12 protein-coding genes are annotated in these 13,233 nt (G+C 67.2%); 2 read left to right on the top strand and 10 right to left on the bottom strand.

From position 1 onward, the window contains the following. Window positions 1-93: 93 nt before the first annotated feature. The 3 genes from katG to BCM27_RS21420 all read right to left on the bottom strand — a co-directional run bounded on the left by katG (window position 94) and on the right by BCM27_RS21420 (window position 3,951). A complete protein-coding gene (gene katG / locus BCM27_RS21430) occupies window positions 94-2,319 on the bottom strand; it encodes a catalase/peroxidase HPI (protein ID WP_004019145.1) in 2,226 nt (741 codons plus the stop codon). A 53-nt stretch (window positions 2,320-2,372) separates the two neighbouring features. Further along, entirely contained in the window at window positions 2,373-2,804 is a 432-nt protein-coding gene (locus BCM27_RS21425; protein WP_174316841.1) for a Fur family transcriptional regulator, read from the bottom strand. A 130-nt stretch (window positions 2,805-2,934) separates the two neighbouring features. Beyond that, entirely contained in the window at window positions 2,935-3,951 is a 1,017-nt protein-coding gene (locus BCM27_RS21420) for a hypothetical protein (protein ID WP_004019143.1), read from the bottom strand. Window positions 3,952-4,256: 305 nt separating this feature from the next. On the opposite strand from BCM27_RS21420, the gene BCM27_RS26125 reads away from it, so the two are divergent. Further along, a complete protein-coding gene (locus BCM27_RS26125) occupies window positions 4,257-4,538 on the top strand; it encodes a Mur ligase domain-containing protein (RefSeq protein WP_004019142.1) in 282 nt (93 codons plus the stop codon). 57 nt (window positions 4,539-4,595) lie between these two features. Further along, window positions 4,596-5,741: a Mur ligase family protein gene (locus tag BCM27_RS21415; protein WP_004019141.1), complete on the top strand. Its 1,146-nt coding sequence runs from the start codon at window positions 4,596-4,598 to the stop codon at window positions 5,739-5,741. Window positions 5,742-5,759: 18 nt separating this feature from the next. Here the strand turns inward: BCM27_RS21415 and BCM27_RS21410 are convergent, their stop codons facing one another. From BCM27_RS21410 to BCM27_RS21380, 7 genes are all read right to left on the bottom strand, one after another. Further along, on the bottom strand, window positions 5,760-7,196 hold the full coding sequence (locus tag BCM27_RS21410) for a CYTH and CHAD domain-containing protein (protein WP_004019140.1): 1,437 nt from the start codon (window positions 7,194-7,196) through the stop codon (window positions 5,760-5,762). Between the two features lie 85 nt (window positions 7,197-7,281). Next, window positions 7,282-8,178, bottom strand: coding sequence for an MBL fold metallo-hydrolase (locus BCM27_RS21405; protein ID WP_004019139.1), 897 nt, complete (start codon window positions 8,176-8,178; stop codon window positions 7,282-7,284). Between the two features lie 32 nt (window positions 8,179-8,210). Continuing rightward, entirely contained in the window at window positions 8,211-8,765 is a 555-nt protein-coding gene (locus BCM27_RS21400) for a DUF6328 family protein (protein WP_004019138.1), read from the bottom strand. A gap of 80 nt (window positions 8,766-8,845) precedes the next feature. Next, window positions 8,846-10,222 (bottom strand): FAD-dependent oxidoreductase, encoded by a 1,377-nt coding sequence (locus BCM27_RS21395; protein WP_004019137.1) that lies wholly within the window; start codon window positions 10,220-10,222, stop codon window positions 8,846-8,848. An 82-nt stretch (window positions 10,223-10,304) separates the two neighbouring features. After that, window positions 10,305-11,015, bottom strand: a complete 711-nt coding sequence (locus BCM27_RS21390) for a GntR family transcriptional regulator (protein ID WP_004019136.1) — start codon at window positions 11,013-11,015, stop codon at window positions 10,305-10,307. 21 nt (window positions 11,016-11,036) lie between these two features. Continuing rightward, a complete protein-coding gene (locus BCM27_RS21385; protein WP_004019135.1) occupies window positions 11,037-12,110 on the bottom strand; it encodes an amidohydrolase family protein in 1,074 nt (357 codons plus the stop codon). After that, window positions 12,107-13,201, bottom strand: a complete 1,095-nt coding sequence (locus BCM27_RS21380; protein WP_004019134.1) for an ABC transporter substrate-binding protein — start codon at window positions 13,199-13,201, stop codon at window positions 12,107-12,109. Before BCM27_RS21380 ends, BCM27_RS21385 begins: the two co-directional genes overlap by 4 nt. Window positions 13,202-13,233 lie beyond the last annotated feature (32 nt).

Below are 13,233 nucleotides of genomic sequence, written 5' to 3'. Positions count from 1 at the left end.
CCTAGCTCGGCCGAGTTGAAGGGCTGCTGAATGCGGAACACCCCGCGGGCAACGGGCCCGCGGGGTGTTCTGTGTCGTGACGGCCGTGGCTGATCAGGCCAGATCGAACCGATCGTTGTTCGAGACCTTCACCCACGCCTTGACGAAGTCGTTCACGAATCGCTCCGCCGAGTCGTCCTGGGCGTAGACCTCCGACAGGGCACGCAACTGAGAGTGCGAACCGAAGACGAGGTCGGAAGCCGTTGCCGTCCACTTCTTCTCACCGGTGGCCCGATCGGTTCCCTCGTAGACGTTCTCGTCGGAGCCGCTCTTCCACTCCGTGTTCATGTCGACGATGTTCCGGAAGAAGTCCGTCGTCAGGACGCCGGGGCGGTCGGTGAACACGCCGTGCTTGCTGCCACCGTGATTGACGTCGAGTACGCGCAGACCGCCGACGAGTGCGGTCAGCTCGGGCGCGGTCAGATCGAGCATGTACGCGCGATCGAGGAGCAGCGACTCCAGCGGTGTCTTCTCGCCGCCCTTGCTGTAGTTGCGGAAGCCGTCCGCGCGTGGCTCGAGAACCTCGAACGAGTCGACGTCGGTGCTCTCCTGCGACGCGTCGGTGCGACCCGGGGTGAAGGGCACGGTGACCGGGAATCCGGCCGCCTCCGCGGCCTTTTCGACCGCGGCCGCGCCGCCGAGGATGATGATGTCGGCGAGCGACACCTTCTTGCCGCCCGACGCCGAGTCGTTGAAGTCCTTCTGGACCTGCTCGAGGACCGGTAGCACCTTGGCCAGTTCGCCTGGCTCGTTGATCTCCCAGTTCTTCTGCGGTTCCAGGCGGATGCGTGCGCCGTTGGCGCCACCGCGCTTGTCGGTGCTGCGGAAGCTGGCGGCCGATGCCCATGCGGTCTTCACCAGCTGCGTCGGCGAGAGGGCGTCGAGCAGAGTGCTCTTGAGAGAGGCGATGTCGGCGTCGTCGATCAGTTCGTGATCGACGACGGGCACCGGGTCCTGCCAGATCTGCGGCTCGGGAACCCACGGACCGAGGTAGCGGCTGACCGGTCCCATGTCGCGGTGGAGCAGCTTGTACCAGGCCTTCGCGAAGGCCTCGGCGAGCTCCTCGGGATGGTCGAGCCAGCGGCGGGTGATGTCGGCGTAGATCGGCGACTCACGCAGTGCCACGTCGGTGACCAGCATCGTCGGGGCGCGCCCGGGTCCGCCGAACGGATCGGGGATGGTTCCTGCTCCCGCACCGTCTTTCGCCACGTACTGCCAGGCGCCGGCGGGGCTCTTGGTCAGCTCCCACTCGTAGCCGTAGAGGTTCTGGAGAAAGCCGTTGCCCCACTGGGTGGGGGTGGAGGTCCAGACGACCTCGAGGCCACTGGTGACGGTGTCCTCGGCCTTCCCCTTGCCGTAACCCGACTTCCAGCCCAGTCCCTGCTGCTCGATGGGTGCGCCTTCGGGCTCGGGTCCGATGAGGTCGGCGTTGCCGGCACCGTGGGTCTTGCCGAAGCTGTGACCGCCGATGATGAGGGCGGCGGTCTCCTCGTCGTTCATCGCCATGCGACTGAACGTCTCGCGGATGTCCTCAGCTGCGGCGATCGGGTCCGGCTTGCCCTCGGGGCCCTCGGGATTGACGTAGATGAGACCCATCGTGGTGGCGCCGAGCGGCTTCGCGAGCTCCCGCTCACCTGAGTACCGCTTGTCGGTACCGAGCCAGGCATCCTCCGGTCCCCAGAAGACCTCCTCGGGCTCCCAGATGTCCTCGCGGCCGAAACCGAATCCAAAGGTCTTGAAGCCCATGGATTCCAGCGCCACGTTGCCGGCGAAGACGAGGAGGTCGGCCCACGAGAGCTTGGTGCCGTACTTCTGCTTGATGGGCCACAGCAGGCGGCGTGCCTTGTCGAGGTTCGCGTTGTCCGGCCAGCTGTTCAACGGGGCGAAGCGTTGCGCACCCTGGCCACCGCCACCGCGGCCGTCGAAGATGCGGTAGGTGCCGGCGGCGTGCCAGCTCATGCGGATGAACAGGCCGCCGTAGTGGCCGTAATCGGCGGGCCACCAGTCCTGCGAGGTGGTCATGAGCGATACGAGATCGGCCTTGAGGGCCTCGACATCGAGCTTCGCGAACTCCGCCGAGTAGTCGAAATCCTCACCGAGCGGGTTGGAGAGCGAGGAGTGTGCGTGCAGGATCGAGAGGTCGATCTGCTCGGGCCACCAGTCCTTGTTGGTCAGCGGCGCATGAGCTTTCGGCTCGGGCGACGAGATGACCGGGTTCTCGCTCTCGCTGTTGCTACGGGTCTGCTCGTCGGAATTGGGCGGGCGGCTGTCGGAGGTCACGACATTCCTTTCGAGGGGGAACTGCTGATGGGCTGAATGATCACAGGGTGCGATCAGGTCGGGGCCGTGCTGACGCACTCGGGGCAGAGTCCCCAGAAGATGACCTCGGCCTCGTCGAGCGCGAAACCGTGGTCCTCGGATGGGGTCAGGCATGGGGCTTCCCCGACTGCGCAATCCACGTCGGCGATCGCGCCACAGGCGCGGCAGACGACGTGATGGTGATTGTCTCCGGTACGAAACTCGTAGCGCGACACCGAACCCGACGGTTGGATTCGGCGGATGAGACCGCGCTCGGTCAGGGCGTGCAGCACATCGTAGACGGCCTGACGTGAGACCTTGGGGAGGGTTTCGCGCACCGCGTGGTAGATCGTGTCCGTGTCGGCGTGTGGGTGATCGTCGACGGCGTGCATCACCGTCACCCGCGGCTGGGTGACACGAAGATCTGCGGCCCGGAGTTGCTGGGCATAGTCCGATGTCGATGCCACGTGACCCACCATAGGGGCGTCGTCGCGACCGCGCACGGTTTTTCTGGATCTGATCCAAATTCCTTTCCGGTCCGCACGCGACGACGGCCGCCATCAGATGGATGGCGGCCGTCGGGTCGGTGCGGAGCGATCAGCTGTCGATGCCGACCAGGTCCTTCGCGAGTTCGGCGAATCGGATCTCGATCGCCGAGACCACGCGTTGGCGGTTCTTGTGTGCTTCCTCGTAGGCGAGGGTGACCCGCAGGTCGGCCGGCTTGGTCAGTTCCTTGACCGCGGCGACCGCGTCGGTGACGTTGAGGTCGACGTATCCCTCGATCGGGAGGTCCTCGGCCTCAACGGTTCCGGTGATCTCGCGCAGTTGGTGGAGCGCGTCGGCGGCACCGTCGGCGCCATTGTCGCGGGCGCTGTCCTCGACGGCTTCGAGGGCCGCGTCGCGTCCCGCCGCGACCGTCTTGGAGACGGCTGCGCCGGCGTTGCTCACGGCGTCGGTCGCCCGCGCCGCGGTCTCCGATGCGTCGTCGACGGCGCGCCCGAATCGGCTGCGGATCGAGTCCACCGGGTCGGGCAGCTGGCGGGCGAATTCGGCGGTCCGGTCGATCGCCCACGATGCGCCGAGTGCGGGAGCGGTGAGAGCGCGCGCGGCGAGGCCGCTGGCCCACTGCGAGGGCCCGCGACGCAGGGCAGCCGGGCCACCCAGCGCCTCCTCGGCGAGCACGGTGGTGAGCCAGTGGACAGTGGCGGTGTGCGCGTCGATGAGCTGATCGGCCAGCGCGACGAGTGCCTGGTCCTCCTGGCCGGTGGCCAATGCCTTCAGGTAGGTGGCGCGTGCGACGAGTCGTTGTTCGAGCGCGAGGTCGTCGAGCAGGGCCTCGTCCAGCGGTTGGGCCTGCTCGGCCAGGGTCTTGGCGACGGCTCCAAAGCGGCCGAGGACCGGTCGGACCACATCGACGAGGCCGCCGCGGTCGCGCAGCGCGTTCTCGATGGTCAGGGCACGCTCGCGTGCGTTCTCGGCATTCTGTGCGAGTTCCTTGCGGATGGCGTCGGTGCGTGCCTGGGCCTGCCGGGTCTCGGCGATCTGGATCTCGGTGTGGGTCAGCGCGAGGATCGCGCGAAGTTGCTGGTGAACGGTGGTGGTGGAAACGGTCATCGGTTCTTGCTCCCCTCTGGTGCGGGTCGGAATGGGCTACAACCCGAGTGTTGCCACGACGAGGGCAGATGTAACACCTCGGCCGGAATCGGCCCTGGTCGGGTCGGCAAAGAGCAAGTGTCACAACGTTTCCGAACGTATGTGAAGCGTGTCACAGTTGCGCCCGACCGGGCGGTCCATGTCCGATTGTCGAGCTTTGCTCGGTACCGGGGCGGATACCGACCGAACGGCACCCCGACGTCGAGGTTTGGGCTCGCCCGCGGCCCGGGTACCTCGGCGCGATGAACCCGGAGCGGAGTCGCAGGATGGACCCCCATCCGGGTGCGCATCTCACCGTTGCGCAGATCGCCGACCATCTCCGAACGCCGATCGTCGGCGGACCCGACGTCGGTTCGATCATCGTCCGCGACATCGACGACGATTCCCGGACGATCCGTCCCGGGGACGCCTACCTGGCGATACCCGGCAGCCGCTGGCACGGACTCGACTTCGAGCGAGAGGTGGCCGCCGCCGGTGCCGTGCTGGTGATCAGCGACCGGCCGGCGTTTCGGCCGCCCCACTTCTCGTCGATGAACCGCGTCGCGTGATGGGGCCGCTGAGCTCCTGGTTCCACGGCGAGCCGTCGCGAGACCTGCGGGTCTTCGGTGTCACGGGAACGAACGGGAAGACCAGCACCACTCATTTCGTCGACGCCGCGCTGGCTGCGGGGGGGTGAGGCCGCCGGACTCATCTCCGGCGCGCGCATCCGAGGACCCGGATGCGACGTCGTCCCGCTGCGCACGACGCCGGAGGCGCCGATGCTGCAACGGACACTGGCGATGTTCCGGCGCCACGGCGTCACCTGCTGCGCCATGGAGGTCTCGTCTCACGCAATCGACCAGGGGCGGGTCGACGGCACGGTGTTCCGGGTGATGGCGTTCACCAATCTGTCCGATGATCACCTGGATTATCACGACTCGGTGGAGAACTATTTCGCGACCAAGGCCGCGATGTTCACCGCCGAACGGACGCAGATCGCCGTGATCGACATCGACGACGCCTGGGGCGCGCGACTGGCCACGGGCACCACGACGGAGACCTGGACGTGCTCGACCTCCCGCCCGGATGCCGATGTCGTCGCCACCGAGATCCGGACCGGCCGGCTCGGGACCGAGTTCACCGTCCACACGCCGCACGGGCGGGCCCGGATGGGCCTGCAGGTGCTGGGTCCGCACCAGGTCGGCAACGCCCTGCTCGCGCTCACCGCCGCGGTGGCCGACGGCGTCGACCTCGCTGCCGCGGCCGAGGGGATCTCGGCGGTGACCGGCATCTCGGGCCGCTGCGAACCCGTGCACGCGGGGCAGCCCTACCGGGCGATCGTGGACTACATGCACAACACCGCTGGTCAGCATGCGCTGTTCCCGTATCTGCGGTCGCTGACCGAGGGCGGGCGACTGATCGTGGTCGTCGGCGCGACCGGCGGGCGTGACCCGGGCAAGCGAGAACCCCTGGGCGAGGTCGCGGCACAGTACGCCGACGTGGTGATCGTGACCGATGAGAGCCCGGAAGACGAGGACCCGAATGCCATTCGGGCCCGGGTGCTCCGGGGTGCACGCCGCGCGGCGTCGGCGCTCGTCATCGAGGAACCCGACCGGCAGGCCGCCTTCGCGATCGCCACGACCATGGCCGGTGACGACGATGTCGTCGTGGTCACCGGCCGGGGTAGTGACACCTTCCGGCGGTACGGACCGGCGACGACGTTCTTCGACGATCACACCGAGCTGCGGCGCGCGATCCTCGAGACGTCGTAGCGGGCGGCGCGGCCGACGTCAGTTCTTCCCGGACAGCACGGCTTCGCGCGCCGCGGCAGCGGCGGCGAGTTCACGTTGATACAGGATCCCGTAGGTGAAGCCGTTCTCTCCCTTGCGGACTCCGGCGCCCGCGCCGAGTTCACGGAGCGCGCGGGCGGCCACCGCGGAATCCTGGTGTTCGCCCAGGACGGTCTGAATCCTCTTGTATCGCTTGGCCTGCGACCGACCCATCGACTTGTCGACGACCGGCGCGGCCAGCTCACCCGCGTACCGGGCCCGTTTCGCCGCCTTGCGCGCCCGGTGGAGGTCCTCCTCGTTCCCGGTCTCCAGCGCGTGCGCAAGACGCTTGTCCGCCTTGCGCGCCGCGCGAGTGGCGATCTGACGTACCTGCTTCGTCGAGATCTGGTCGTCGGCGAGCGGGACCGACTCGTTCCAGGTCCCGAGGGTCGACAACAGTCCGCGGTACCGGTCCGACCGCATCTCGTCGGTGACGGTCTGCCGGTGATGGTGCTGCTGCGCGGAGAGCTCCTCCTCGATCCGTGCCGCGACCGGCCCGAGCACCAACTCGTCAGGGAGATCGGCGACCGCCGAGGCGAATCGCGCGCGCAAGACCTCACGGTCGCGCACTTCGCCGAGCACACCCGCGAACCACTGGAGTTCGGTGTCGAGGTCCGACAGACCCTCCGGCACGAAGAGGGGAGCGGCAGTCCGCAGCGTGCTGCGCAGCCGCCGGATGGCCACACGGACGCCGTGCACCGGGTTCGCGCCGCGTCGGAGGGCGACGTCACCGGCGAAGATCGTCGCGATCTGTTCCCGGACGTAGTCGAGAACCGCGCCTGCGGCGGGCGACGCAGGGGCAGCGGGGCGCGGGACCTCGTGGCCGATCGCGCGCTCGAAGGTCGACGATGCCGACGCGGGTCGCGCGCCGGCCCCGGCCATCCGCTTGCGCACACTCTTCGGGATCGCGTTCGACTCCGCTTGCACCCCGACCTCGCGCCACGACGTGGCGGTGGCCACCGGGCCGGTGACCGTGGCCGAGACGGTGTCGTCGACGACGTCGTAGGCGTGTTCCCCCGTCGCGTCGAGATGCCGGTGGCGGGTCCGGTGCGTGTGCACGATCGCCGCCACGCGTAACGGTTTGCCGCCGCTCAGACCCCACAGGGCGTCGGCGATCACCGACGGCACGGCGGTGGAGGGTGCGTCGATCTGCTCGGCGATGTCCTCGCCGGTGGACGGCGTCGTGACCCGCCACCCCGGTTCCCGGCCCTCCTCGTCCCCGCCGTCGAGGAAGACGACGGTCGTACCGTGCGCGAGCAGGTCCCGGTCCTCGGTGTCATAGTAGGTGTCGCTGAAATCGGTTGACGAGACCTCGACGTCGCCGGAGCTGCCGAGGTCGGGGATCGCGCTGTCCAGGCCGAAGTCCCAGCTGTTCGGGCGCGTGGTGTCGGTGGGCACTTGTAGCTCCTCACTCTCGCTCGTGTCGTCGACACAGGGTGACCGAACCGGACATCCGGTAAACGTGCGGAGAGCAGGCGATCGTCTATGTGCGGTGGTAGACACCTTCCGGGGAGCGGATGACCTGCCCGTGGCGCATCAGCCGCTCGAGATGGAGTTCGGCCGTGCGCTTCTCCACCGCGTCGACGAAGGGCAGCCGCACATGCGGGCGGTAGACGAGCCGTTCGACGACGATCTCGTCGACGGTGCGCGGCCGCTTCAGCAGTTCCAGCAGCCGATCGTCGCGCCGATGGATGACGCCCTCGTAGTCCGCGAGCCGCGCGCGGAAGTCGTCGGCGCCGGTGACGACACCCTTCTGATGGAAGGTCCCGTACCAACGGGCATCGATGTCCCGGACCCGCGCGATCGACGCCAGGTAGTCGTCGACGCTGCTCCCCAGGTCGCCGTACATAGGGCCGAACGAGGTGAGGTCGATGTCGGCGAGATAGAGGAAGCCGGTGGGCTCGACGAGTACGCCGGAATGTCCCGCGGTGTGGCCGGGCAGGTGTACGACCGTTGCCGTGACGCCGCCCAGGTCGAAGACGTGCCCATCGTCGACTCCGGCGGCGTCGGGAAAGCCGGGCGTCAGGTCGAAGGTGTCACCGATCTGGGCGTCGACACCTGCTCGCTGCTCGTCGGTCAGACCGTAGTTGTCGAGGAGGACCTGGAGGGATCGCACGCCGTCGACATCGGCGTGGTGGGCGAACTTGTCCGCGGCGAAGTGCCGGAGGCCGGCGATGTGGTCCTCGTGGGCGTGACTGATCATCACCGCGTCAGGGTGCACAGGATCGTGGTCGACCTCGAGGGAGGGATCGATCACCAGGGTCGCAGCGGAGCCGCGGACGACGACGGTGTTGCCGTAGGGAAACGCGCCGCCGTGTGACGACGCGAGCACGGTCACCTCGTCGTAGCGGTTCTGGATGAAACTCGGCGCGAGGGTCACGTCGTCTGCGTACCCCGGGCAGGTGAACGCTGTCAACGCCGCGGGTCGTCGGTGGAACCCGCCGGCGAGTCGGTCATCGCGCGCAGCCACAGTGGGACTATCAGCCACGCGAGTGAGAACACGACAAGCGTGACGACCCCGGCGATCGCCGACGGGACCGGTCCGGCGGTCGCACCGAAGACGACCGTGACCGCGCCGGACAGCGCCAGTCCCAACAGGGTGAGTCCGGCGAACGAGAGATAGTGCGCGTAGGTGACGATCAGCGCGAGCTGATGCTGACGGAACAGTGCCCGGTGCAGGGCCACCGGCGCGGCGAGCAGGATGGCCGCACCGACCGCGCACGACACGGTGATCAGGTAGATCACGCGGAGTGTGCCGCCGAGTTCCTCGAACCCGTCGTGGAACGGCAGGGTGAGCAGGAACCCGGTCAGGATCTGAACTCCCGTCTGCACGACGCGGAGCTCCTGGAGGAGCGAATTCCAGTTGCGGTCCAGCCGTTGTGTTTCGGTCTCGTCGCGTTGGGCGCGATTCCACTCGGCGTCGCCTGCGCCGGAGCGGGTGCGGTCGGTGTCCGACGGGCTGGTCACCTGCTCATCGTCGCACCGTCGGGTCTCGTCGAGCCGTGCCGTGGGGTCTCGAAGCGGTCACCACTCGGGGTCGGGGAGCGTCAGCCCCGGCTGGCGGCGAGCATGTCCTCGCGTTCGACGACCTTGACGCGTTCGCGGCCTTCGGCGGCGCCGAGTGCGCGTTCGTGTTCGTCGAGTCGGTACCAGCCGTCCCAGGTGGTGAACGGGATGCTCTTGGACTCGAGGAGTTCGATGATGGCGTCCTCGCCGGGTTTGCCGGGTTGGTTGAGGGCCCCGGCTTCCATGTCTTTGAGGATGCAGTCGACGGTCTCGTTGGCGTCGCCCTTGGTGTGGCCGATGAGGCCGACGGGGCCGCGTTTGACCCAGCCGGTGGTGTAGATGCCGGTGAGCTGGTGGCCTTCGTCGAAGACGCGTCCGGCTTCGTTGGGGATGACGCCGGCTTGGGAGTCGAACGGGATCTCGGGCAGGTTGTCGGAGAGGTAGCCGACCGCACGGTAGACCGCGCCGACTTCCCAGTCGGTGGTCTTGCCGGTGGGTTTGACGTTGCCGGTGCCGTCGAGCTGGGTGCGTTCGGTGCGCAGACCGACGACTCTGCCGTCTTCGCCGAGGATTTCGGTGGGGCTTTCGAAGAAGTGCAGGAACAGCTTGTGGATCGCGCCCTGTTTGGGTTCGCGGATCGCGTAGTTCTCGATGATCGTGGCGACCTGGTCGGTGATCTTCGATCCGCGGCGCGCGACGGCCGAGCCCTCGTCGTAGTCGATGTCTTCGGGGTTGACGATGACTTCGATGTTGGGGGAGTGGTCGAGTTCTTTGAGTTCGAGGGGGGTGAACTTGGCCTGCGCGGGGCCGCGGCGGCCGAAGACGTGGACCTCGATGGCCTTGTTGGCTTTGAGTCCTTCGTAGACGTTGGCGGGGATCTCGGTGGGCAGCAGTTCGTCGCCGGTCTTGGCGAGTACGCGTGCGACGTCGAGGGCGACGTTGCCGACGCCGATGACTGCGACCTTCTCGGCCTCGAGGGGCCAGGTGCGGGGGAAGTCGGGGTGGCCGTCGTACCAGGCGACGAACTGGGCGGCGCCGTAGCTGCCGTCGAGGTCGATGCCGGGGATGTCGAGGACGCGGTCGTCGGTGGCGCCGGTGGAGAAGATGACCGCGTCGTAGTGGGCGCGCAGTTCGTCGATGGTGATGTCGGTGCCGTAGTCGACGTTGCCGAGCAGGCGTACCTGTGGTTTGTCGAGGACCTTGTGCAGGGCGGTGATGATGCCCTTGATGCGCGGGTGGTCGGGTGCGACGCCGTAGCGGATCAGACCGAACGGAGCGGGCATCCGCTCATACAGATCGATGCTGACGCCGCGGTCCTTGGCGGTGTCGGACTTCATCAACGCGTCGGCGGCGTAGATCCCGGCGGGACCGGCACCGACGATCGCAACCCGCAGCGGGCGGCTGTCAGTCGTGGGCATGGGAGGGTCTGACCTTTCGATGAAGGAGGAGTTGCCACCGGCGCCGACAGCGATGATGTGGCCGGGGGGTGACGCGGAAGTGTTACTCCGGCATGGCTTTCAGTGCGGAACGCAGCGTGTCGTCGAGGTGATCGACGGCCAGTGCGACAGCGGCGTCCACATCCCGGCGCCGAGTGATGCGCACCATCTCCAGGTGATCCACCTGTGCTCGACTCCGGCGGGCGTGCTCCGACACGATCGCCATCCCGACGTACAGGGTCGACAGGTCGGTGAGATTGCCGAGGATCACGCGGGTCCGGGGCTGGCTGTCGCAGGTGTCCATCAGCCAATGGAACCGACGGTTCGCCTCGACCCAATCGCTCGCCGGCATGTCCATGGTCATCGAGGTCGCCAGCATCTCGGCCTCGTCGAGTTGCTGCTCGGTGATTTCGAGCACCGCGGCGGTCACGCTCGACGGAATCAGTGTCTTGCGGAGTTGGTAGACCTCGACGAGTTCTTCTCGCGATATCTGATGGATCGTCGCCCCCCGAAACGCATCGAAGTCGACCAGTCCTTCTGCTTCGAGCTGCCGGAGAGCCTCACGGACCGGCGTGACACTGACCCCCAGCCGTGACGCGATATCCGACTGCACGATTCGGGAACCGGCGGGCAGGTTTCCGCTCACGATCGCCCGACGAAGACGTTCGGCCACATCGAGATTGGCGGTGCTTGTCGCACGGGTCGGAGCGGGCTTGGCAATCCGCGGCGGCAGGGCCGTCATCCTGGCCGCCGTGCCGTGGACTGATGTGTACATGTCATCTCGATCCCCCGATCGTCACAGCACCACTCCCTGCCCGCCGGTGGCCATGGCCACAACCGCGCCGGACAATACCAGTCCGACGTAGGGGTTTCGAGGGCCCTCACCGGTTTCGAAACCGACCGGGGTCCTTCGCTTCGGGTCGACGACGATGACGGACTCGTCGATCATATGCGCTGTTCCGAAGATCGCCGCCGGCTTGGTGGTCACCTTTTCCCACAGAGCCGCCAGTGGGATTCCCTCGATCTTGGCGACGGTGAGCAGAGTGGACAACAGATACCGCTGACTGGAGAGGCCCGGCCCGGTGTTTCCGTAAACGGGCGCGTTGTCGTCGGTCGCGATCATGTCGATGTCGGACACGAGCATGTCGAGCAGCGAGGTGCGGTCGCCTCCACCGGGTACCGGCGGCAGAACATGGAGGTCCCGAGCGTGCTCGTCGACCAGTTCGAGAAGGTAGTGCGGGGAGGTCTGCAGCGTGGCGCCCGGGGTCGACTGCATGACCTGCGCTGAGGTCTTCGACCGTGCATGTCGGTGATGGAGTGGCCCGCCACGCAGTGCCGCAACCCGATCCAGATCGTCGTCGTCCCAGGAGTAGACGACTGCCGTGAGTCCCGCTCGCCACACTGCTTCGATGTTCGCCTCGAAATTGGGGTCGGGCGAGTACAACTTGCAGACCTTGGCCCAGTGCTGTTGCAACGTTTGCGCATTGGCATCGAGCCAGTCGGCGAATCCGTCGGTGTCCTCGGGCTCCACCGAGAGGGTCGGGATGTACCGGGGGAGCACGGTCTCGGCGCAGTAGTCACCGATGGCGGCCACGTCGAACCCGCGAAGCTGTTGCCACTGAAGGGCGGTGTTGACGTGGGTGATCCCGCCCATCCGCGGACTGTGCATCTCTTGGTGGCGGAGCCCGAGGCTGAGTAGCGGGATGTGCGCGTCGGCGTCGTAGATGCCGGGCAGGGCCCAGAGTTCGGAACCGTCGACGGTCGTGGGTTCAGGCGCAGGCGGCGATGGTACTGCGATGGGGATGTCGGAGTGCTCGCCGGTGAGTGGATGGTAGACGTTGGTGAAGATGATGTCGCGCATGGTGGTCACGGGACGAGGTTCTCCTTGGGGGCGAAGCCCGTGTTGGTGAGGTCGATGTCGGTCAATTTCGCGACCGCCGCGTCGTAGATCTCGGTACCCATCACAGCGTCGAGGTCCGGCTGGTTCTCGATGACCCCGGTACCCGTGAGGACGTCGGCGGTCTGCTGGTACGAGTTGCGGTCAAGCGTCCCGATCGGAACCTCGGTGGACCACACCGACCTGTTGACCTCGTTCATCTGCCACAGCATGAAGTCCCGGTCGATCGATGCGCCTGCGTCACTGACGAAGTCGACGCATTCCTCCGGATTGTCGCGGCAATAGACCTGGCCGCGGATGGTCGCGGCGGTGAAGTCGGCGGCCTTCTCGGGCTCGGCTTCCACGAATTCGCCGTTGCCGAACAGTTGTAGTCCAAGGGTGGCAGTGCTGTCGTCCGCATAGTCGTAGATCGTCAGATCAGACATCGGAACGCCGGCCTGTAGGATCTGGCCGACCTCGTTGTACCCATAGGCCGATGCCATGTCGATCTCACCGTTCAGGAACTGCGACATGTCGAAGCCCTGCTCGACGAGGGTGACGTCGGTGTCCTTGTCGATGTCGTGCTTGGCGAGCGAGGCATAGAGCGAGTTCGCCGACGACCAGACGCCGATGCGCTTCCCTGCCCACGTCTCGGGACCCTGGAGGCCATCCGCGGCCCGTGACACGAGACGGAGGGAGGTCTCCTGCTCGAGTTGGGCAAGGGTGACAAGGCCGGTTCCGACGTCGTTGGACAAGAAAACGTTCGAGCCGTTGTCGACCCCGAACTGGGCGCTCCCGGCGCCGACCAGCTGCTCGGCGTTGACCTCGGGACCCCCTGGCTTGATCGTGACGTCGAGGCCGGCCTCGTCGTAGTAACCGAGTGCTTCGGCGGCGTAGACGGAGGCGAACTCGGGTTGGATCACCCACCCCAGTACGACGTCGACCTTGCCGTCGCTTCCTGCGGAATCGCCACTGCCGCAGGCGGTCAGGGAGATGGCTGCAGCGGTGGCGACTGCTGCGCCGGCGAGCCGCAGGGCTCGGGATCGGGGCCCAGCAGAGTGAGGCCGGGCTCGGAGAATCGACATGATGGTTTCCTTTACTGGCGGTTGACGCCGTG

Source organism: Gordonia terrae (genome assembly GCF_001698225.1).
Taxonomy (GTDB): Bacteria; Actinomycetota; Actinomycetes; order Mycobacteriales; family Mycobacteriaceae; genus Gordonia; species Gordonia terrae.
Note: the sequence above shows the minus strand (reverse complement) of the source record. Positions and strands in the feature narration are given on the sequence as shown.

What these genes read in the sequence shown, in the direction of transcription:
- BCM27_RS21420 (WP_004019143.1), bottom strand. Translation starts at nt 3,951, where the DNA reads ATGACCGTTTCCACCACCACCGTTCACCAGCAACTTCGCGCGATCCTC.
- BCM27_RS21395 (WP_004019137.1), bottom strand. Translation starts at nt 10,222, where the DNA reads ATGCCCACGACTGACAGCCGCCCGCTGCGGGTTGCGATCGTCGGTGCC.
- BCM27_RS21390 (WP_004019136.1), bottom strand. Translation starts at nt 11,015, where the DNA reads ATGTACACATCAGTCCACGGCACGGCGGCCAGGATGACGGCCCTGCCG.
- BCM27_RS26125 (WP_004019142.1), top strand. Translation starts at nt 4,257, where the DNA reads ATGGACCCCCATCCGGGTGCGCATCTCACCGTTGCGCAGATCGCCGAC.
- BCM27_RS21380 (WP_004019134.1), bottom strand. Translation starts at nt 13,201, where the DNA reads ATGTCGATTCTCCGAGCCCGGCCTCACTCTGCTGGGCCCCGATCCCGA.